The sequence below is a fragment of the Tenacibaculum sp. 1_MG-2023 genome (assembly GCF_030547425.1).
Lineage (GTDB): Bacteria > Bacteroidota > Bacteroidia > Flavobacteriales > Flavobacteriaceae > Polaribacter.
On the sequence record NZ_JAUORH010000004.1, the window covers coordinates 1 to 20,514 of the forward strand.

Below are 20,514 nucleotides of genomic sequence, written 5' to 3' on the forward strand. Positions count from 1 at the left end.
ACTATTTTAATGAACTGTTTTTCCCTAAAATTCGGACTGCAAAGATACTCACTTTATTTCGTATTAAACAAGAAAAATTTAAACTATTTTTTAACCTTTTCTTGATATATCTTAACCCCTATTTTAATGAACTATTACTAACTTCTAAGCTTACCGCTTATCCGTTTGCGGGTGCAAATATAGATACCTTTTTCCACTTAACAACTACTTTTTTTGCCTTTTTTTTATACCCAATTTTTAACTCACTACTCCACAATATTTTAACCCCAAAAGTTTTTTGTAAGTATATCCTGTTTTACATGTCTTCTATCTCTTTTACCCCTAAAACCTCCTAATTAATCGAAAAATTTCTTATACTTAGACTATATATAGGTAGACAACTCGCACTAGGGATTAACTCAATCGTTATTACCTTATTTGTTTCGTTGAATACACAGTACTTAAAGTGGCATCCTTTTGTCTTGGCTGTATTTAGCAGCCTAAACAATAAATATAGCAGAAAGCCCGACACTTTATGTTGTTGGAGCGCAGCGGAAACAGACAACAAAGTGAAAAACCAACACCAACAAATCATCTTATGTGAAATACATTATATATATATTGTAGGAAAAATGCTTTTACAATATATAATATCTAAAATAGAGAGATTTGATTTGTTTGGTGTTTATCAAACTTAGTAAAGTCTAATGAAGGTATTTTCTTCTTTTTTAAATATAGCTTTCTTGCCAACTCAAATTGTGTCTTTATTTGTTCTGCTATTTTACCTTCTCCCCTCATCCTATTCCCATAACGTGAATCATTCAACGATCCTTTATATGTGTCTTCTATTTGATGTAGTATTTTGTTTGCTCTATCAGGATATGTTTTTCTTACCCAATTGGTAAAAATTTCTCCAACCGCTCCATTTATATGCACTATTGTATACCCTACTGATGTTGCTCCTTGCTCACTTACCTTTTTTACTAATGGTAATATTTCGTGACTGTTAATTGAAGGAATAATTGGCGCCATCATTACATTTACTGGAATATTATTTTCTGTTAGAACTTTAACTGTTTCTAATCTTTTTTTGATAGTTGCTGTTCTTGGCTCCACTATTCTTCTTGTTTCTTCTGATAGTGATGTGATTGATATACTCACTCTCACTAAATTCATAGCTGCCATTTCTTTTAAAATATCTAAATCACGAAGAATTAATGCATTTTTTGTTATCATACTTACTGGATGCTTTAGCTTTAATAGTACTTGTAGCATTTTTCGGGTTATTTCAAGTTTCTTTTCTATCGGTTGATAACAGTCTGTATTTCCAGAAAACATAATGTTTTGTGGTTGCCAGTTACGACTTCGTAGTTTTTTTTCTAATAGTTCTGGTGCATTTGCTTTGTACAATATTTTACGTTCAAAATCTAATCCTGCTGAATACCCCCAATATTCATGTGTGTTTCGTGCATAACAATAGATACAACCGTGTTCACAACCTTGATATGGATTCATTGAGTAGGAAAATCCAATATCTGGACTTGTTACTTTATTAAGAATTGTTTTAGGATAAATTTCTAAATAGGTTGTTTTATTATTGTCTGCTGATTCATTTTCAGCTTCGCAATAGTTTAAGAAATCATCCAACACTTCGTGTTGATGTTGTATAAATTTATTGTGTGCGTTGTGTTGCGCACCACGTCCTTTAATGTAGTCCATAATCATTCCTAAATAAAATATTATAAAATTGTCTTTAGAATGACTTTATCGAGAACAGGTTAATATAAACTTCTCGATACAATTTCGGCAGGGTTCCGAAATCATCCGAAGTGACTTTGTAAAATTACTTTAAAATAAGATGAATAATTGGTAAAAGCAAAATTGTTATAAACAAAAAACACCATTCTTTTGAATGGTGTTAATGTTTTTTAAATTCTCCTTGTTTTGTCCATTAACCAAAAATCTGCGAACACTAAAGCTGTTAATGCTTCCACTATAGGTACTGCTCTTGGTACCACACAAGGATCGTGTCGTCCTTTTCCGTGTATCTCGGAAGCTTCTCCTTTTGAGTTTATTGTTGATTGGTTTTGCATTATCGTAGCTACAGGTTTAAACGCTACGCGGAAGTAAATATCCATTCCATTAGAGACTCCTCCTTGAATACCTCCTGACAAATTAGATTGCGTTGTTCCGTCTGGATTGAAAATATCATTATGTTCAGAACCTTGCATTTTTGCTCCGCAAAAACCACTTCCAAATTCAAATCCTTTTACTGCGTTGATAGATAGCATCGCCTTTCCTAGTTCGGCATGTAACTTATGAAAAATAGGTTCTCCTAACCCTATAGGAACATTTTGCGCTACACAAGTTATCGTTCCACCAATAGTATCTCCAGCTTTACGTATTTCTTGAATTTTATCAATCATTTTTTCTGCTGAAGTTTCATCAGGGCAGCGGACGATATTACTTTCAGTTTTAGAAAAATCTAAATCTTGGTATGGTTTCATCATAAAAACATCTCCTACTGATGATGTAAATGCGTTGATATTGATGTGATTGATTAGCTGTTTTGCTAAAGCTCCTGCTACAACCCAATTGGCTGTTTCTCTTGCAGATGTTCGTCCACCACCTCTATAATCTCTAGTTCCGTATTTTTTATCATATGTATAATCGGCATGTGAAGGACGATACACATCAGTGTTATGATTATAATCTTTACTTTTTTGATTTGTATTCTTGATTGTAAAACCTATTGATGCTCCTGTAGTCACTCCTTCAAAAATACCTGATAAAAACTCAACTGTATCTGGTTCTTTTCGCTGGGTTACTATTTTAGACTGTCCTGGTTTACGACGATCTAATTCTTGCTGAACGGCATCAAAATCAACTTTCATTCCTGCTGGGAATCCATCTATTACACCTCCAATTGCTACTCCATGAGACTCACCAAATGTAGTTAGCTTTAAAATATTTCCGAATGAGTTAAACATACCTTACTATTTATTAAACGAAGGTAGAATTTATTTACTAAAAAACTATAATTTTCATTCTTATAATTATTGGTTGACTCGTTATAATAGTCCTTTTTTAGGCTCATTCTCTTTTACTCTTTATTTTTTTAATTTTCATTTTACCACTAAACTAATTGATAGCAAAAGCATTACGTTTCACAACACTTTTTAGACTTAAGTTTTATTAAAAAAAGTAGCAAAAAACTTTTTTAGAAATGAAAAAAGGTCATATATTTGCACCCGCAATCAGGGAATACCTGATGAGACGCTCAGGAGAAATGGCAGAGTGGTCGAATGCGGCGGTCTTGAAAACCGTTGTCTGTAACAGGACCGGGGGTTCGAATCCCTCTTTCTCCGCAAGTCCGAAGCTTTCGCTTCGGATTTTTTTTTAGGGGATTAAAGAAAAAAAGCTTACGAATCGTAAGCTTTTTTTATTTTACATGTGTCCCGTCCTAAAATAACGTTACACCAAAATTTGAGTGTAATTAAAAAATTGTGTAGAGCATACTCAAAAGACTGTACACTTTTCTTTAAATTATAAGTGAGTTTAAAAATTTAAATAGATTAACTTACTTCTTCTCAAATAAGTCACGAGTATGGTATACGAACCTAATAAATCTAAAGTTTAAGACTATTTAAATTACACTTAAAACACATTTAGAGAGAAAATACCTCATTTACCTATGAGATACTTGTAGAAAGCGTGAGCAAGGACATTACCGAACCATTAAAAGTTAAGTATTGAAAGACACCTTTTGTTTTCCTTCTTAAAAAAACTAATAATATATTGATAAAAACTAGGAGAAACCATTATATAAATTTATAACAGACAAAAAAACTGTCCACCTATATATACATAAAGGTTAGACAGCTTATTAAATGATGTACATAATAGCACTAAATTTTCACACTAGAATAACAGAATAAAAATTAAAAATTAAACTTACTATCTAGGAAGATGTATAGCCTATAAGCCAAGCTTCCTATGATACTTCCATTAATAAAACCTACCAAAATATCTGCAGGAAAATGCACACCTAAGTACAATCTGCTGTAGGCAAAAATTAAAGGAAAAAGAACTAAAAATTTTATGTATTTTACATATTTCTTTAAAAGAAGAATTATAAATACGGTAACTACAGTAGAAGTAGTTGCATGACCTGAAACAAAACTATAGCTTTGAGGTCTAATTAAAGTTCTTAAAACATCTTTTATTTCTGGATCGTTATTAGGACGTAATCTCTCAAAAACTCCTCTTATAAAATTTGTAAATTGGTCTGAAAAAGTTACTAAAACAGCGATAAAAACCATCGTAAATAATCCTTTTTTCCAACCAAACTGTTTGAATACTAAAAATAGCAAGAATGCAAACAATGGTGTCCAATAAAACTGATTCGTTATTATTAACCAAAAACCATCCCATTGCTCACTTCCTAAGCTATTAAGATAAATTAAAAGCTCTTTATCTTTTTGTATAATATTTTCTATCACGATTACTTTCCTACTTTTAATACTTCTATTTCAAAAATTAAATCCGACTTTGGAGGTATTGGTCCTACTCTACGATCTCCATATCCTAAATAAGAAGGTATAAACAATCGTACCTTATCTCCTTCTTTCATTGTTTTCACACCTTCTTTCCACCCTGCTATTAATGGAAAATTTTCATCATCAACAGTAAAAACAAAAGCTTCTCCTTTATCTAAACTAGAGTCTATTTCTCTTCCATCTGCTAAATACAACGTATAATGCGCTGTAGTTGGTAACGCTGGATTTACTTTTTTCCCATTTCCTTTTTGTAAAGATAAAATCTTCAAACCAGAATCGGTAGTAATCGCATCATTAATTCCTTGCTCTTCTTGATATTTTTGTTTTAACTCTTCTAATTTTTTCTTTCTCTCAACCTCTTTCTTCTCAACATTTGCTAACTCTTGTTCGAAAACTACTGGCGCATCAAACTTTGTAGCATCTTCTCCTATTCTTAAAATTTCTATCTGTTTTATATAGTCATTCTTCTGAATGGTATCTACTACTGACTGACCTTGTAAAACACGACCAAAAACCGAATGTCCACCATCTAACCAAGGTGTTGCTTTATGTGTAATAAAAAATTGACTCGAATTCGTAACTGGTCTTGAGTAATTTGCCATAGACAACACCCCTGGTCCGTCGTGCTTATATAACAGTTTTCCTTCTTCATCCATTGGGAATTCATCGGCAAATGTATAACCAGCATCACCAGCACCTGTTCCTGTTCTATCCCCTCCTTGTATCATAAAATCTTTAATTACTCTATGAAACTTCGTTCCATCATAAAATGGTGTTCCTTTTAATGAATCTATCATTTTAGGATGTGTTCCTTCACTCAAAGCTATAAAGTTCGCCACAGTCATTGGAACTTTATCATAAAAAAATTTCACTAAAATATCACCTCTATTGGTTTGAATATCTGCATACAATCCATTTTCTAAACTAGGGTATTTAGCCGATTTACATGATGTAAGCACTACAAATACTACAAGTAAACTTTTAAATAATTTCATTTATTTCGTTTTATATTCTCTTATAAACAATTAATTAGGTTAACAACAAGTGCTAACCTAATTAATTATCAGTTATTTAAACTTTGCTTACTTTATCTCTAACAACTCTACTTCAAAAACTAAAGCTGAAAAAGGTTTAATATGCTGTCCTCTCTGTTGTGCACCATAAGCTAATTCTTGAGGGATAAAGAACTTGTATTTTGCTCCTGGCTTCATTAACTGTAAACCTTCAGTCCATCCTTTGATTACTTGACCTACTCCAAATTCAGTTGGTTCACCTCTTTCCACTGAGCTATCAAAAACAGTTCCATCTATTAAAGTTCCATGGTAATGAACTTTAACTCTAGAGTTTGCCGTTGGAACCTCACCTTCACCTTCTTTTAAAACGACATACTGTAAACCACTTTCTGTAGTTTTCACTCCATCTTTAGCTTTATTTGTTGCTAAAAATTCTTCTCCTGCCTTTTTGTTTTCTCCAAATTCAGCTTCTGCTTTTTTAGCTTGCTCTTCTTGCATTTGTTTCATTTTTTCTTGTTGCTTCTTCTGAAAAAATGCTCTTAAGATATTGTTTACGTCTTTTGACTCTACTAATAGATTTGTAGAATCCATACCGTTTTTAAAACCTTGTACAAATAAATCTTGATCCATTTCGTCAAAATTCGTTTTGATTTTATTAGCCATATCTAACCCTATAGCATAACTAACAGAATCTACCTCTGTTGCTAATGAGCTTTTTTGTTTGAACTGACCGTTACTACATGAAACAATTGATAAACCTACAACTGTAGCTGCTAAAATGTTGGTTAACTTCATTCTTCTTTTTTTGATTTTATATCGATTAATGTTACTGTACTTTGTATTGGCTGATTTACAGCTATTTTATTTCCATCTCCTGTTACTCCAAAAGCTCTGTAAGATGGAATGACAAATGTAATAGTTTCTCCTTTTTTCATCAACTTTATTCCATCTTGTAATGCAGGAATAAAATCTTCTTTATCTACTTTATAGCTTCTCTCCTTTGTTTCATAAAGAATATCTCCATTAAGATCTGCTATATTATAAGACAATATAACTAAATCTTCAAACTGCGGAGAATTTGAGTTTAAAGTATCTTTCGTTATATAGGTATACCAAAAACCGTTAGGTGAAGTTTTATACTCTTTAACAGTATCTTTAGCCACCCACTCTTCTAAACGTTTTTTCTCTAAAGCGTTTAGCTTCTTATTCTCTTTAAGAACCTCTTTATAAAAGTTTGTTGTACCGTGTTGTTTTGGTCTTCTCGCCTGTGGTTCTTTACACGACACCACAACCGAAGCTATAAGAACAAAAAGTATTATTTTATGCTTCATAAGAATCTTGTAACTCTTGTTGGTATGTAGGTAATAACGACTTAAATCTTGCTATCGTATTTTCCATGTTATCATCGCTTCTACCTCCAGCCGCATTATCATGTCCACCTCCGTTAAAATAATTACGTGCAAACTGGTTTACAGAGAATTTCCCTTTTGAACGAAAAGATATTTTTACAATTCCCTGTTCTTCATCTTCTATAAAAATGGCAGCAAATACAATTCCTTTTAAAGATAATGCATAGTTTACTACCCCTTCAGTATCCCCTTTCTCGTACTGAAAACGTTTTTTTTCTTCTTCAGATAAAGTAATAAAAGCAGTTTTATACTCTGGTAACACCTTCATATTACTCAGCGCTTGCCCTAACAACAATAACCTATTGTAAGAATTTGCATCATGCACATTACTATGAATCTTATCATTTTCAGCTCCCTTATCTATTAAATCAGCAATAATTCTATGTGTAGTACTGGTTGTAGATCTAAAACGAAAAGAACCTGTGTCAGTCATAATTCCCGTATATAAACAAGTTGCTATATTTTTATCTATCAGCTCTACATCTCCCATCATTTCAATAAAGTTATATACCATTTGACAAGTTGAAGACATAGATGTGTCAGAATACATATACCTGAAATCATCTGGTTGTTGATGATGATCTATCAAAGCAAAATCGTTTTCATATTGCTCCAACGTGTTTTGCATATCATTTCCTACTCTATGCAACGCATTAAAATCCAATAAAAAAACAATATCAGATTTCGCTAAAGCTTTGACAGACTGATTGTTTTGGCGATCAAAACGTTTTACGGTTTTTGACCCGGGAACCCAGTGTAAAAAACCAGGGTACTCGTTTGGCATTAGCACTTGTGTAGTGTGCCCTTTTTTATCTAAATAATGTTTTAATCCTAACGTTGAACCAATTGCGTCTCCATCTGGGTTTCTGTGCCCAATTATTACAATATTTCTAGGTTCTGACAAGAATTCTTGTAGCTCTGTAAAGTGTTTCAAAATCATAAAAGGCGAATATACAAATTAATGCTATATTAACCTTTTTATGTATTTATTTTTGTTTCTTCGCTTCAAATTTTAACTTCTATGAAATCTTATAAATTTACATTTTTACTATTCTTTTCTCTAAGTATAACTACTACTTTTAGTCAAGAAGTATTTACTATTGCTTTTGGATCTTGTAACAATCAGAGACTTAATAATCCTTTTTGGGAAGACATTTTATCGATTCAACCTAATGTGTGGGTATGGGGTGGTGATAATATTTATGCAGATACTAATAACATGCGTAAAATGAAACGTATGTATAAAAGTCAAAAAAAGGTTGAAGGATATAAAGAACTAACTACCAAAGTTCCAATTCTTGCTACTTGGGATGATCATGATTACGGAAAAAATGATGCAGGGGTAGAATTTGAAATGAAAGATGAAAGCCAACAATTATTTTTAGACTTTTTGGACATTCCGAAAAACTCTCCTAGAAGGAAACAAAAAGGTGTTTATCATTCTAAAGTTTTTAAAACAGGTAATGGCAACATTAAAGTTATTGTTTTAGATACACGTTATTTTAGAACTTCACTTACCAAAGGTACTAACGGACATCGTTTTCAACCTAACAAATATAACGAAGGTACTGTTTTAGGCGACACGCAATGGAAATGGCTTACAGATGAACTTACTAACTCTTCTGCTACTTTTACTGTAATAGTAAGTAGCATTCAAATCTTATCAAAAGAACATGGTTTTGAAAAATGGGGAAACTTTCCTCATGAAGTGGATAAATTATTCGGTTTGATTAAAAAAGCTAAAAACACCAACGTAGTTCTTCTTTCTGGAGACAGGCATATTTCCGAATTTTCTAAAACAACTATTGAAGGACTTGCTTATCCTCTTATAGATTTCACATCAAGTGGATTAACACATGCCTATTCTTCATTTTCTTCAGAAGAAAACAACTTCAGAATAGGAAATGTTGTAAATTCTTTAAGCTATGGAACGTTGCTTTTAGATTTAAAAACTAAAAAAGTAACCTTTCAAATGCGCGGTAAAAACAAATCTATCTTACAAGAAGTCAACCAAATATACCCTTAACTTGCTAATAACATTAAAAAGTGTATTTTTGCGCCGATTTATGCAAAGTTTGCATAATCAACAACAATTAAGAAATTTATCATATACTGATATTTATTACATTTAATAATGGCAACAAATAGAACTTTTACAATGATTAAACCAGATGCTGTAGAAAACGGACATACTGGTGCAATTTTAGAAAAAATTAATGCTGCAGGTTTCAGAATCGTAGCTATGAAAAAAACACAAATGACGAAGCGTGATGCTGAGACTTTTTACGGAGTACACAGCGAGCGTCCTTTCTTTGGTGAATTAGTTGAGTTTATGACTCGCGGACCAATCATCGCTGCTATCTTAGAAAAAGATAATGCTGTTGAAGATTTTAGAACATTAATCGGTGCTACAAACCCAGCTGAAGCTGCTGAAGGAACTATCCGTCAATTATACGCTACTTCTATTGGAGAAAATGCAGTACACGGTTCTGATTCTGATGAAAACGCAGCTATCGAAGGTGCTTTCCACTTTTCTGGTAGAGAAATGTTTTAACTCTTAGTAAGAAATAAACTTTATATATTAAAGAGGTCGTCTAAAAATTACTTTTTAGACGATTTTCTTTTTTATGTTTTTATTAGTTGCATTTTAACCTAAAAATGAGTTATTTAGTGTAAATAATAAAGTTATTAAGACCTATATAATTTATTACTAGTTCTCGCATACTTCTGAAAATTTTCGCAGATTTTCTATCTGTGATTTATTTGCAAACAACGCAACAAACCATATACAAACACGTTATGGGCAAGCATGACCTGTCCTGAATAAAGGCTACATAATTTTAAACATTATGTACAAAAACGATAAAGTAATCAGACGGTATTCAGAACCTTTTAAATTAAAAATTTTAGCCGAACTTACTATCGGAAAACACACAAAGAGCGAGCTTTGTAAACTCTACTCTATCGCACCTACAACTGTAAACGAGTGGATTAAAAAGTACAATCGTAAAGATTTAATAGACACCCGTGTAATCGTGCAAACAGATGATGAACTTACCCGAATAAAAGCCCTGCAAAAAGAGCTTAAACAGCTAAAGGAACTTCTCATAAAGAAAGACCTCGATAAACTTATTGATGATAATTACCTTACTGTGGCTGCTAAGAAACTAGGCTACAAAGATGCTTTAGAACTCAAAAAAAACTAAACATCTAGCACTAATGGAGACTTTAGACAATAATCCAAAAGAAAGACCTTATGGTATAGCAACAATCTGTAAGGGATATTTCCTAACTCGTGATGCGTTTTATAAATACAAAAAGCGATACGTCAAGCGAATAAAGATTGAAAACCAGGTGCTGGAAATCATTCATAAAAGAAGAAGGACTTTACCAAGAGAAGGCGCTAGAAAGTTGATGCGGTCCCTAAAAACGGACTTTAAAAAACACAACATCAAAATTGATAGAGATCAATTGTTACGTATCCTTAGAGATAATAATCTTTTGATACGGTAAAAGAAATATTCGTCCAGAACAACCAACTCACATCATAGATTTTACAAATACAATAATAGCATTAAAGATGTAGAAATAGTTAAATGCAACCAAGTGTGGGCTACAGATATAACTTACATCAGAACTATTAAAGGATTTTGCTATCTAGCACTCTTAACAGATATATTCACGTAAAATCGTAGGATATGACCTAAGTGACAGCTTAGAGCTAACCGGTTGTGTTAGGGTGCTTAAAAAGGCAATCTATCATAACAAAGGACTCAAGAATCTAACCCTCCACTCAGACAGTGGAATACAATATTGCAGCAATGTATACACCAACGAGCTAAAGCGAAAAAAGATAGCAATAAGCATGACAGAAGAAAATCATTGTTATGAAAATACCCTAGCAGAGCGGGTAAATGGAATTTTAAAAGATGTATTTTACCTCGACCAGACCTTTGCCAGCGTAGAAGATGCAAAAAGAGTAACTAAAAATGCAATCAAATTATATAACTCTAAAAGATTACATTTATCTTTAGACTATAAAACACCTAATAACGTGCACCAAAATACAGCTTAATTTTAATCAATAACCTGTAGACGTATTTTACGACTAGACAGCTATAAAATTTCGTTAATCATTTAACAAAATATTGACAATCGAAATCACAAGACATCTTATTATTTAAGATACTTTTGCTGAAAATATACCCTTTATTTTCAACATTATATTTTGAAGCGTAATAATGGCTACGCACATACAATTATACTTAATAAGTCTCTAAAAATTAAATTTAGAAAACTTGATATTCACCTAAAAAACAAGAATGAAAAAATTACACAGCGCAACATTATTAATTTTAACCATCCTCTTTATGAACACAATTCAAGGACAAGAAACTAAAATACTTGTCTTAATCCATTCTGATAATGGCGGAACCTACGAATTAGCAAAGGAAGTCGCAAAAGGAATTGAATCGAAAGGAAGCGTTAAAGCCTTTATAAAAAAGGTTAAATCATCCGATATTCCTTCGTTAAAAAATATACCCATAGCAACTGTAGAAGAATTAACTTCGTATAATGGAATTGCTTTTGGGTCGCCCATATATTTTGGAAACATTAGCACACCAATGAGCGAATTCTTATCCAAAACAGTAGATTTATGGAGTAAACACGGTTTAGAAGGAATGCCAGCAACGGTATTTATGTCTGCAGGTAGTGGAGCTGGAAAAGAACTTGCAATACAATCTTTTTGGAATAGTTTAGCAGTACACGGAATGGTTTTGGTTTCTAACGGAGTTAGAGGTACTAAAAACATTGATAACACCATCCCTCAAGGTAATACTGTTTTAGGAACAACTAGTTTAGCTTCATTTAAAAATGTAGAAAGACCAACAAAAAGTGAACGTTTTCTAGCGAATCTTCAAGGACAAAATTTTGCTAAAGTAGCGCATGCATTAAAAGGTACATTTCCAACAACTATAGAAATAACGGAGAATAATAAGAAAATAGATGTTAATACAGTATTAAAAGATAAGAAAATTGAATTACCTAAAGTACCTAAACCTGCTGGGAGCTATGAACCTTACGTAAGGTCTGGAAATTTGATATTTATTAATCAAGTTGCCTTTAAAGATGGAAAAGTTGTAAACCCCGGTAAATTAGGCTTAGATATAAATGAAAAGCAGGTAAATGAAGCTACTAGAGCTACAATGCTTAATGTTTTAGCTGTTTTAAAAGATGCTGTTGGTGGCGATTTAAATAAAGTAAAAAAATGTGTTCAACTAACAGGTATCTTTAACACTACAGATGATTACACTAAACATGCAAACTTAATGAATGTTGCTTCAAATTTAATGTTTGAAATTTTTGGAGAAAAAGGGAAGCATGCAAGAGCTACTTATGGAGCATCATCGATTCCTGTAAATTCTTCTGTAGAAATTCAAGCTATTTTTGAAGTAGAATAAATACTAAATCATAAACTACTTAAAAGCCAGTTACCAACAAAGAACTGAGGTAAAAAACAAGTAAATTTTATACTTTTTCAACCCAAAATACTTTTATAATAAGCATCATACGGTAAACCACTTTTTACTATTGCAAAAGCTTGTTTTAGTAGCTTATTACACACCGCTATTAAAGCAAGTTTTTTACTCTTACCCTAGCTACAATTCATTTATACAACTCTCTACACACTTTATTGTATTTACATATTTATGAGGAAAACTCAGCGTGACGCGCTGATGGTTTCGTTGTGTTGAGGAAAGACCAGCGAAGCTCGCTGATGGTTTCGTTGTGTTGAGGAAAGACCAGCGAAGCTCGCTGATGGTTTCGTTGCCTTGAGGAAAGCTCAGCGACGCTCGCTGACGGTTTCGTTGCGTTGAGGAAATGCCAGCGAAGCTCGCTGACAGTTTCGTTCTCTTGAGGAAAGCTCAGCGACGCTCGCTGACGGTTTCGTTGTCTTGAGGAAAGCTCAGCGTGACGCGCTGACGGTTTCGTTGTCTTGAGGAAAGCTCAGCGTGACGCGCTGATGGTTTCGTTGCCTTGAGGAAAGCTCAGCGAAACGCGCTGGTGGTTTCGTTGTGTTGAGGAAAGACCAGCGTGACGCGCTAATGGTTTCGTTGTCTTGAGGAAAGCTCAGCGTGACGCGCTGACGGTTTCGTTGTGTTGAGGAAAGCTCAGCGTGACGCGCTGACGGTTTCGTTGCCTTGAGGAAAGCTCAGCGTGACGCGCTGACGGTTTCGTTACGTTGAGGAAAGACCAGCGAAACGCGCTGATGATTCAAAAAGTGTGTCAACAGCGATATATAGCACCGTTGCTACTCCGTAAAACACCTTATATTCCCTAAATAATTGAGCTTATGGTATTCCGTAAGATTTTGTACACATCTTGTAGTAAGTTCGTTGGAGTTGTATAATTAATTAACAAACAACAATAACTCGTTAATAACTTTATTTCAGGTAAAGCACTAGTTTTAATATATTTGATAGCATATAAAAATTGCTAAAAATTCCGCTTATCCTACCCTTAAGAGAATATAACAGTAATTTTATTACGTATATAAACTAGTTACCTGCAAGCTATAAAGAAAGAGTCAGACATAATAAAGAATACTTAGAAACATGAAACTAATTAAGGCAAGAGTACAAAATTATAGATCTATAAAAGATAGTGGAGTCTTTGAAATAGAAGAATTAAAGACTATACTAGTTGGTCCAAATGAAGCTGGTAAGACAGTATTATTGAAAGCTCTTCAACAGCTCAACAAGCCTGATGATGTTGATGGATTTAAGGCTATTCGTGACTACCCTCGTTCACTTTTTAATGACATAACTACTGGACAAGTCAAAGAAGAAGACATTGAAGTGGTTAGAGGATATTTCAAGTTAGATGATGATGATAAAGAATTGATACCACAAGATTTTAAAAACTGTACATACGTGTTGTATAGGAGATTAAACAATAAGGGTTGTCATTATCTTGAAAATGCACCTGCAAAGAAAACTTTTAAAGATGTAAACAAAGATTTAATTAGGCTATCCTCACATCTTGACAATCAGTTTGAGTTAAAGGAAGGAGAAGACTCAACAAAGGAAAAACCAAGTACGACTATAAAATCAAAAACAGATAAGTTTTGGGATTCTAGAACATTTGACAAAGAAAATTCTGTTGAACTATTATCTTGTTTAGAGAAATTATATCCATATGTTGATGAAGATAACGAAAAAGAAGAAGAAAGATACTCTAGAATAATTGACGATATTAAATTCAATAATAATCATGATGAAGTATTAAGTGTTCTTGATAAACGTACTCCAGTATTCGTTTTGTTTAACAATTATTTTAAAGTTAAGCCATCAATTCACTTAGATCATTTAGCCACTAGACAGGAACAAAATTTATTAGAAGATGATAAATTTTATGATTATGGTAACCTCTGCCTACTTAAACTACTAGGATTCACAGCTAGAGAGTTAGCTAATATCGGCAAAACACAAAACCCTGATAGAAATAACACAGAAGCAATAGAAAAATACAGAGACACTTTAGATAATAGGTCATATCAGCTAAATGCAGCAAGTGTTAGGCTAACAGAAGAGATTGTTAGTATATGGAATCCCAATCCAGATAGACCTGAAGCTGAAAAAATCAGAATAACAGCAGATGGACAATATCTAAAAGTTGTGGTTGAAGATGAAGTTGGAGTTGAAATTGAATTAGATCAAAGATCCGAAGGTTTTCAATGGATTGTCTCATTCTTTGTAGTTTTCTTTGCTGAAGCAATGGACAAGCATAAAAATGCTATATTATTGCTAGACGAGCCAGGGATGAGTTTGCATGGTCTAAAGCAGAGAGATTTTAGAACAACTATATCAAGATTAACTGAAAAAAATCAAACGATATATACTACCCATTCTCCTTTCTTAGTTGGTCCTGATGAATTAGATATAGTAAAGGTTGTAGAACTTAAAAACAGGAAAGAAGGTACAAAAGTTCATACGACACTTTCTTCAAGTGACCCAGCAGGATTATTACCATTGCAGGAAGCTTTTGGTTATGATTTAGCTCAAAGCCTATTTTCACAACAAAGGAATTTAATTTTAGAAGGTATTACAGATTATTGGTATTTGGATGCTACTGCGCACCTATTAAAAGAAAGTAATCTTGCTAAACTGAATGATAAAATTGCATTAGTTTTTGCAAATTCAGCAGGAAAGGTAGTTTACTATGCTACTATCCTATTTGCACATAATCTAAAAGTAGCTGCATTGTTAGATTCAGATTCTTCAGGAGATCAAGCTGCCCAACAAGAAAACCTAATCCATACTTTAGGGAATAAAAACATTTTGAGGACGAAGGAATTTACAAATGGAACTATAAAACCAGAAATTGAAGATCTGTTAAGAGAAACATTGATTATTGTTGCTAAAGGTGAGTATAATAAGGATGTAAAGTCAATTGCTGATTCACAACCAAACAGGGCTATTATTGATATTTTCTCACAAGAAATTCCAAATTTCTCAAAGTACAAGCTGGCAAAATCCTACATAAAATGGACAAGAAATAACTCCGCCAAAGATTTAGAGGACTCTGAAATTGAAAGTTGGAAAGGATTAATTGAGAAAATTAATAAAGCTTTAAAATAATATGAAAGATTTCTTTACTCCATCAATAATAACAGCTTTAACTGCGCTTACTTTATCATTAATTACCTTATACCAGTTTTTTAGGAATTTACGGTTTCAACAGAAACAAGCTGAGAATAACCAGAATCGCGATCTAACAAATAAATTATATGACTTAAGATTAGAGTATTATCCTAAAGCTTATGATATTACAGATTGTATTATCAAGGAAAAAGGGAATAATTATGATGTTCAAAAGATTAAAAATGCTGCTACAGATTTAATTGCATGGAAAAAGGGGGTTGTTAATATTATTATTTCAGTAGAATGTCGAGATTCTTTTTTTACACTAAGAGATGCCTTGATGAAAAAACCAGCTGAAAAAGGACAGTTTTCTCAAGAACAAGTAGTGAAAATTCATAATGCAAATAAAAGTTTTAGAAAAGAATTAAGACGTGATTTTGGATTTATGTATAGAGAGGAAAAAAAACGAAGAAAAACCAAGAAAGCCAGCAGGTAACATTTTGTATAAGTAACGGCAGGAAAAGAGCTAAATATCAAGGTTTTTAGCCCACTCAAACTATGTAGTGGTTTGACAGAGAACTACCATGTATTCTGCCACTACTCATACAATTTACCGTTGCTATAATTAAAAAATAAAGAGAAAAAGATGCGATTAGCAGAAATAGCAAAACAATTAGGAACAAATAAAGAAATAATGGATTCATACTGGGAATACCATGAAAGAAAACAGAATTGGTTTTTTTCTCCAAATCCAAATTTAGATGGAGCTACAAGAAGACCTATGTTTCCAAGTCTTATAGATTGGAAAAAATTAAAATCATCTGAGAGAAAACGAAAATGGAATAACCTTAGTATGAAGCAACGAATGACAATTTCAACTCTTGCTGGATTTGGATATGAAGGGAGAGGAATTAACTTAGACAATATATCTCACTTTTCTAGATTAAGAGAAGCTTGTATGAGTAAATGGAAAGTAAACTTATACAGTGTGTTCTGGAGTGATTTAGGAAACGGAAAACGTTGGCTTTGTAATGTTTTTGTTGGTGATGCTATTTATTTATACGGTTTAAATAACTTTACTTCATCAAATAATCATTATTATGATCCAGAACAAATCTATATGGGTAAATCTTCTTTAAGAAAAAGAAAAAATTATAAAGATGTTCAAGTTGGAGATATTGTTGTTTTTGGAAAAGGACATGTAGAAATTATTACAAGTATTCAAAAATATTGGGTTGCTGATGATGGGTTTTGCTCTATCGGTGCAGGCAGAGGTAGGGGTAGATCTTATATGGGGAGTATAGAATGTGATGGGGCATTAACACTTTCAGGAAAAAGAGAACTAAATAATAGCAATCACACTTACTTTTATATATAGAATGCGAAAATTTTATTTTTTATCTTGTTTGTCTAATTTTCTAATACTGCTTTTAGTTGGACAGTTTGTTTTTCCTTTAATCGAAGGAATAGTTAGTAATCACATAAAAAAATTTACCGAAATCAGTAGTTACGTAAATTATAGTTATTATTTCTATTTTTTTGTGTTTTGGTGGCTTGCACCACTTTCAATACTTTTAATAAAAAATTACTTAAAACATTTATTACTTTTTATTACAGTAAATATATTATTAGCGGTCATAATTTTAATAAGCTCTTTTAAATATGGTTTTGAAATAATTTTATATGACCTACTGTTATTTATATTGCCAAGTATGGTAATTTCTATTTCGGTTTATTATTCTCAAATGATAATTGGAAAAAAACTACTACCAACAAAGTATAAGTGTAATGCGGAGTAAAGTGTTAAACACGAAAAAATAGACTATTATAACCTCAAGGTTAAACAAAAGTGAAGTGCTTCTAACCTCGCACTACGCTTATACAATCACGTTCGCTATAATACACACATTATATCCTACACCAACATCAACTTTTTAACAAGCTCCTCTCCTATTTCCTCATTAATCATTGTTATAATTTTATCTTTACCATAACCTAATTGCTCTCTTAAAGCCGATGAAGTTAAACGGACAATCAAGGTTCCGTTTTGTAATTTTACTTCACTTGTGTACGACACAACACCTGGCCCCATCATTTTTGCCCAAGCTTCGTCAATATGAATTTTTTGAAATCCTTTTTTTAGTTTATTGTTTTCTTGGATAAAACTTCCCATCAAGTCTTTTAATGAAAAACTATCGTTTTCTCTTTTAGCCATTTGATTTGCTTTTTGCCTTGTTTTCTTACAATTAAGATTATAATTTAAAAATCTGATATTCTTGGTTACTCTTTTTTATCACTTCCTCTGTTCTATCGGCATGTGTATCTGTAATAAAAATTTGTCCAAATTCATCACTATTCACTAAATCAACGATTTGAGCAACACGGTTTTCATCCAACTTATCAAAAATATCATCCAATAATAAAATTGGCGTTACATTTGATTGTTTTTTTATGAACTCAAACTGTGCTAATTTTAATGCTATTAAATACGATTTTTGTTGTCCTTGTGAACCAAACTTTTTAATAGGATGTTCCTCTATTTCAAAATTTAAATCATCTTTATGAATTCCTACCGATGTATACTGTAGCATTTTATCTTTCTCTAAACTTTGCTGCAACAAAACTTCTAAAGACACCTCGTGTAACTGACTTTTATAGCGTAGATTTACTTCTTCATTTGCTCCAGAAATAATTTTATGCTTATCGTTAAAAATAGGCACAAACTCTTCTAAAAAAGTTTTTCTTTTGTTATAAATAACCGTTCCATACTCAATTAATTGCTCATCGTATACTTTTAAATTTAACGCATCAAATGTTCTGTTAGCAGCAAAATACTTCAACAACGCATTTCGCTGACTCACCGTTTTAGTGTACGAAATTAATGTTTGTAGGTATTTTTTATCTTGCTGAGAAATTACTCCATCAATAAATTTACGACGAGTTTCGCTACCTTCAACAATTAAATCCCTATCCGCAGGAGAAATAATCACCAACGGTAGCTGCCCTATATGTTCAGAAAATTTTTCGTAGGCTTTTCCATTTCGTTTTAACACTTTTTTCTGCCCCCTTTTTAAGGAACAGATAATTTTTTCTTGTCGGTCGTTTAACAAATAATCTCCTTCAACCATAAAAAAATCTTGACCGTGTCGAATATTCTGCCCTGCAATCGAATTGAAGTAACTTTTAGCAAATGACAAATAGTAAATTGCATCAAGTACGTTAGTTTTTCCAATACCGTTATTTCCTACAAAACAATTTATTTTCTTTTGAAAATCAAAAGTTTGCGATTCGATATTCTTAAAATTAACCAAAGATAGTTTTTGCAAATACATGAATGAGCCCTGTTACTAAAAGAAAGCGCAAATTATCGAAAATTTACGAAAAAACGACTTTTAAAATCCAATTAAAAAAACTATTTTTGTCGCCACTAATTTTTTAAGCAATTATGGCTACATACAAGAAAAGAGGTTACAAACCTAAGAAAGAAAAGGTTACAAATGAAGTAGAAGAAACTTTTGATGAAACACAAAGTACTACTGCTGAAGTATTTAATACTTTAGATGATACGGCGAACAAATCAGAAGAATGGATTGAAAAAAATAGCAAGCCATTATTTTACGGATTGGTAGCTGTTGCAGCTTTAATTTTAGTGTACTTAGCCTACAATAAGTTTATTGCAGAGCCAACACAACAAGAAGCTTCAAACGAATTAGCTTACCCTCGTACTTTCTTTGACAAAGCAAATACTTCTGCAGGTGCAATTGCTGACTCATTATACACTTTAGGTTTAGAAGGAGGTGATGGTAAATATGGCTTTATTGATGTTGCTGAGCAATTTAGTGGAACAAAAGCAGGAAATTTAGCAAACTACTACGCTGGTATTTCTTACTTAAAAATGAAAAAATACGAAGAGGCTATTGAGTATTTAAGTAACTTTAGTTCTGATGATGAGCTATTAGGCCCTACTGTCTTAGGAGCTATTGGTGATGCTTTTGCTGACATTAACCAGCCAGAAGATGCTTTAGACTACTATCAACAGGCAGCTAATAAAAAAGACAATCAATTTACTACGCCTTTATTTTTATTCAAAGCAGCTCAAATTGCAATGGATTTAAAAGAGTACAGTAAAGCTGAAAAATTTTATACAACCATTAAAGAAAAATACGCTGATTCTGATCAAGGAAGAGATATTGAAAAGTATATCAACAGTGCAAAATACGCTCAATAATGGCTACAACAAATTTATCTTATTACGATAAAGCAACAATCCCAAATGCGAAACCTTTTCGATTTGGGATTGTTGTTTCAGAATGGAATCCTGAAATCACTAAAAACCTTCATAAAGGTGCTATTGAAACTTTAATAGACTGTGGAGCAACAGAAGAAAACATTGTTTCTTGGGATGTTCCTGGTAGTTTTGAATTGGTGTACGGATGTAAAAAAATGATTGAAACACAAAAACTAGATGCTATCATCGCCATTGGAAATGTGATTCAAGGTGAAACCAAGCATTTTGATTTTGTGTGTGAAGGAGTTACTCAAGGAATTGTAGATTTAAACATTAAGTACGACATTCCTGTAATTTTCTGTGTATTGACAGACAATACTAAACAACAATCTATTGATCGTTCGGGCGGGGAATTAGGAAACAAAGGAATTGAATGTGCTGTAGCAGCAGTTAAAATGGCAGCAATTAAAAATCATGAACGTACTTCAAACTCATTAGGTTTTTAATCGATTCTTTTTTTAGATAAACATTATTAAAAAGCGTTTAAGTTGTACAACTTAAACGCTTTTTAACTTTAATTTATTCACTTTTTTTGACCACCTCTCTATAATTCAGTAACTTTGAAATTCGTCTTATTTGGTGTGATTTTTGTTCCACGTAAGCTATTAAAGAAGCAACAAT

Annotated in this window: 20 protein-coding genes, 1 tRNA gene and 1 pseudogene; 12 read left to right on the forward strand and 10 right to left on the reverse strand. The window is 32.4% G+C overall.

The annotated features are described in order from the left end of the window. Positions 1–633: 633 nt before the first annotated feature. Both Q4517_RS04055 and aroC read right to left on the reverse strand, forming a co-directional pair. Positions 634–1,698, reverse strand: a complete 1,065-nt coding sequence (locus Q4517_RS04055; protein WP_303506512.1) for a PA0069 family radical SAM protein — start codon at positions 1,696–1,698, stop codon at positions 634–636. Positions 1,699–1,907: 209 nt separating this feature from the next. Then, positions 1,908–2,969, reverse strand: a complete 1,062-nt coding sequence (gene aroC / locus Q4517_RS04060; protein ID WP_303506515.1) for a chorismate synthase — start codon at positions 2,967–2,969, stop codon at positions 1,908–1,910. Between the two features lie 293 nt (positions 2,970–3,262). Between aroC and Q4517_RS04065 the strand changes: the two genes are divergently transcribed. Then, positions 3,263–3,347 (forward strand) — tRNA-Ser (locus Q4517_RS04065). Positions 3,348–3,920: 573 nt separating this feature from the next. On the opposite strand, the gene Q4517_RS04070 is transcribed toward Q4517_RS04065, so the two are convergent. From Q4517_RS04070 to Q4517_RS04090, 5 genes are all read right to left on the reverse strand, one after another. Then, on the reverse strand, positions 3,921–4,481 hold the full coding sequence (locus tag Q4517_RS04070; RefSeq protein ID WP_303506517.1) for a phosphatase PAP2 family protein: 561 nt from the start codon (positions 4,479–4,481) through the stop codon (positions 3,921–3,923). Positions 4,482–4,483: 2 nt separating this feature from the next. Continuing rightward, positions 4,484–5,533 carry a peptidylprolyl isomerase gene (locus tag Q4517_RS04075; RefSeq protein ID WP_303506518.1) on the reverse strand — a complete coding sequence of 350 codons (1,050 nt, stop codon included), beginning with the start codon at positions 5,531–5,533 and terminating at the stop codon, positions 4,484–4,486. A gap of 87 nt (positions 5,534–5,620) precedes the next feature. Continuing rightward, positions 5,621–6,346 (reverse strand): FKBP-type peptidyl-prolyl cis-trans isomerase, encoded by a 726-nt coding sequence (locus Q4517_RS04080; protein ID WP_303506520.1) that lies wholly within the window; start codon positions 6,344–6,346, stop codon positions 5,621–5,623. Then, positions 6,343–6,882: a gliding motility-associated peptidyl-prolyl isomerase GldI gene (gene gldI, locus Q4517_RS04085; protein WP_303506522.1), complete on the reverse strand. Its 540-nt coding sequence runs from the start codon at positions 6,880–6,882 to the stop codon at positions 6,343–6,345. The genes Q4517_RS04080 and gldI overlap by 4 nt, the downstream gene beginning before the upstream one ends. Then, positions 6,872–7,900, reverse strand: a complete 1,029-nt coding sequence (locus Q4517_RS04090; protein ID WP_303506524.1) for a bifunctional oligoribonuclease/PAP phosphatase NrnA — start codon at positions 7,898–7,900, stop codon at positions 6,872–6,874. The genes gldI and Q4517_RS04090 overlap by 11 nt, the downstream gene beginning before the upstream one ends. An 81-nt stretch (positions 7,901–7,981) precedes the next feature. On the opposite strand from Q4517_RS04090, the gene Q4517_RS04095 reads away from it, so the two are divergent. From Q4517_RS04095 to Q4517_RS04120, 6 genes are all read left to right on the forward strand, one after another. After that, a complete protein-coding gene (locus Q4517_RS04095; RefSeq protein ID WP_303506526.1) occupies positions 7,982–8,986 on the forward strand; it encodes an alkaline phosphatase D family protein in 1,005 nt (334 codons plus the stop codon). Positions 8,987–9,094: 108 nt separating this feature from the next. Then, the gene (locus Q4517_RS04100) at positions 9,095–9,514 is read left to right on the forward strand and encodes a nucleoside-diphosphate kinase (RefSeq protein ID WP_028892988.1); all 420 of its coding nucleotides are present in this window, start codon (positions 9,095–9,097) and stop codon (positions 9,512–9,514) included. Positions 9,515–9,809: 295 nt separating this feature from the next. Then, positions 9,810–10,166, forward strand: a complete 357-nt coding sequence (locus Q4517_RS04105; RefSeq protein WP_303506537.1) for a transposase — start codon at positions 9,810–9,812, stop codon at positions 10,164–10,166. Positions 10,167–10,179: 13 nt separating this feature from the next. Then, a complete protein-coding gene (locus tag Q4517_RS04110; protein ID WP_303506539.1) occupies positions 10,180–10,473 on the forward strand; it encodes a hypothetical protein in 294 nt (97 codons plus the stop codon). Between the two features lie 175 nt (positions 10,474–10,648). Further along, positions 10,649–11,035 carry an integrase core domain-containing protein gene (locus Q4517_RS04115; RefSeq protein WP_303506841.1) on the forward strand — a complete coding sequence of 129 codons (387 nt, stop codon included), beginning with the start codon at positions 10,649–10,651 and terminating at the stop codon, positions 11,033–11,035. A 247-nt stretch (positions 11,036–11,282) separates the two neighbouring features. Next, on the forward strand, positions 11,283–12,422 hold the full coding sequence (locus Q4517_RS04120; protein WP_303506541.1) for an Atu1372/SO_1960 family protein: 1,140 nt from the start codon (positions 11,283–11,285) through the stop codon (positions 12,420–12,422). A gap of 77 nt (positions 12,423–12,499) precedes the next feature. On the opposite strand, the pseudogene Q4517_RS04125 reads toward Q4517_RS04120, so the two are convergent. Then, a pseudogene (locus Q4517_RS04125) lies at positions 12,500–12,663 on the reverse strand (IS110 family transposase); the annotation flags it as partial. Positions 12,664–13,577: 914 nt separating this feature from the next. On the opposite strand from Q4517_RS04125, the gene Q4517_RS04130 reads away from it, so the two are divergent. From Q4517_RS04130 to Q4517_RS04140, 3 genes are all read left to right on the forward strand, one after another. Continuing rightward, positions 13,578–15,602, forward strand: a complete 2,025-nt coding sequence (locus tag Q4517_RS04130; RefSeq protein WP_303506544.1) for an AAA family ATPase — start codon at positions 13,578–13,580, stop codon at positions 15,600–15,602. Position 15,603: 1 nt separating this feature from the next. Next, positions 15,604–16,101 carry a hypothetical protein gene (locus tag Q4517_RS04135; protein WP_303506546.1) on the forward strand — a complete coding sequence of 166 codons (498 nt, stop codon included), beginning with the start codon at positions 15,604–15,606 and terminating at the stop codon, positions 16,099–16,101. 150 nt (positions 16,102–16,251) lie between these two features. Then, positions 16,252–16,983 carry a hypothetical protein gene (locus Q4517_RS04140; protein ID WP_303506548.1) on the forward strand — a complete coding sequence of 244 codons (732 nt, stop codon included), beginning with the start codon at positions 16,252–16,254 and terminating at the stop codon, positions 16,981–16,983. A 537-nt stretch (positions 16,984–17,520) separates the two neighbouring features. Here the strand turns inward: Q4517_RS04140 and Q4517_RS04145 are convergent. Further along, a complete protein-coding gene (locus Q4517_RS04145) occupies positions 17,521–17,820 on the reverse strand; it encodes a DUF721 domain-containing protein (protein ID WP_303506550.1) in 300 nt (99 codons plus the stop codon). A gap of 37 nt (positions 17,821–17,857) precedes the next feature. Then, positions 17,858–18,937 carry a DNA replication/repair protein RecF gene (gene recF, locus Q4517_RS04150; protein ID WP_303506552.1) on the reverse strand — a complete coding sequence of 360 codons (1,080 nt, stop codon included), beginning with the start codon at positions 18,935–18,937 and terminating at the stop codon, positions 17,858–17,860. Between the two features lie 113 nt (positions 18,938–19,050). On the opposite strand from recF, the gene Q4517_RS04155 reads away from it, so the two are divergent. Continuing rightward, positions 19,051–19,833 (forward strand): tol-pal system YbgF family protein, encoded by a 783-nt coding sequence (locus tag Q4517_RS04155; RefSeq protein ID WP_303506554.1) that lies wholly within the window; start codon positions 19,051–19,053, stop codon positions 19,831–19,833. After that, positions 19,833–20,339: a 6,7-dimethyl-8-ribityllumazine synthase gene (gene ribH, locus Q4517_RS04160; protein WP_303506556.1), complete on the forward strand. Its 507-nt coding sequence runs from the start codon at positions 19,833–19,835 to the stop codon at positions 20,337–20,339. Before Q4517_RS04155 ends, ribH begins: the two co-directional genes overlap by 1 nt. Positions 20,340–20,514 lie beyond the last annotated feature (175 nt).

Bases quoted from the DNA above. Each gene is read 5' to 3' on its own strand.
- Q4517_RS04055 (WP_303506512.1), bottom strand. From the start codon at position 1,698: ATGGACTACATTAAAGGACGTGGTGCGCAACACAACGCACACAATAAA.
- aroC (WP_303506515.1), bottom strand. From the start codon at position 2,969: ATGTTTAACTCATTCGGAAATATTTTAAAGCTAACTACATTTGGTGAG.
- Q4517_RS04075 (WP_303506518.1), bottom strand. From the start codon at position 5,533: ATGAAATTATTTAAAAGTTTACTTGTAGTATTTGTAGTGCTTACATCA.
- Q4517_RS04080 (WP_303506520.1), bottom strand. From the start codon at position 6,346: ATGAAGTTAACCAACATTTTAGCAGCTACAGTTGTAGGTTTATCAATT.
- gldI (WP_303506522.1), bottom strand. From the start codon at position 6,882: ATGAAGCATAAAATAATACTTTTTGTTCTTATAGCTTCGGTTGTGGTG.
- Q4517_RS04090 (WP_303506524.1), bottom strand. From the start codon at position 7,900: ATGATTTTGAAACACTTTACAGAGCTACAAGAATTCTTGTCAGAACCT.
- Q4517_RS04095 (WP_303506526.1), top strand. From the start codon at position 7,982: ATGAAATCTTATAAATTTACATTTTTACTATTCTTTTCTCTAAGTATA.
- Q4517_RS04100 (WP_028892988.1), top strand. From the start codon at position 9,095: ATGGCAACAAATAGAACTTTTACAATGATTAAACCAGATGCTGTAGAA.
- Q4517_RS04105 (WP_303506537.1), top strand. From the start codon at position 9,810: ATGTACAAAAACGATAAAGTAATCAGACGGTATTCAGAACCTTTTAAA.
- Q4517_RS04110 (WP_303506539.1), top strand. From the start codon at position 10,180: ATGGAGACTTTAGACAATAATCCAAAAGAAAGACCTTATGGTATAGCA.
- Q4517_RS04120 (WP_303506541.1), top strand. From the start codon at position 11,283: ATGAAAAAATTACACAGCGCAACATTATTAATTTTAACCATCCTCTTT.
- Q4517_RS04130 (WP_303506544.1), top strand. From the start codon at position 13,578: ATGAAACTAATTAAGGCAAGAGTACAAAATTATAGATCTATAAAAGAT.
- Q4517_RS04135 (WP_303506546.1), top strand. From the start codon at position 15,604: ATGAAAGATTTCTTTACTCCATCAATAATAACAGCTTTAACTGCGCTT.
- Q4517_RS04140 (WP_303506548.1), top strand. From the start codon at position 16,252: ATGCGATTAGCAGAAATAGCAAAACAATTAGGAACAAATAAAGAAATA.
- Q4517_RS04145 (WP_303506550.1), bottom strand. From the start codon at position 17,820: ATGGCTAAAAGAGAAAACGATAGTTTTTCATTAAAAGACTTGATGGGA.
- recF (WP_303506552.1), bottom strand. From the start codon at position 18,937: ATGTATTTGCAAAAACTATCTTTGGTTAATTTTAAGAATATCGAATCG.
- Q4517_RS04155 (WP_303506554.1), top strand. From the start codon at position 19,051: ATGGCTACATACAAGAAAAGAGGTTACAAACCTAAGAAAGAAAAGGTT.
- ribH (WP_303506556.1), top strand. From the start codon at position 19,833: ATGGCTACAACAAATTTATCTTATTACGATAAAGCAACAATCCCAAAT.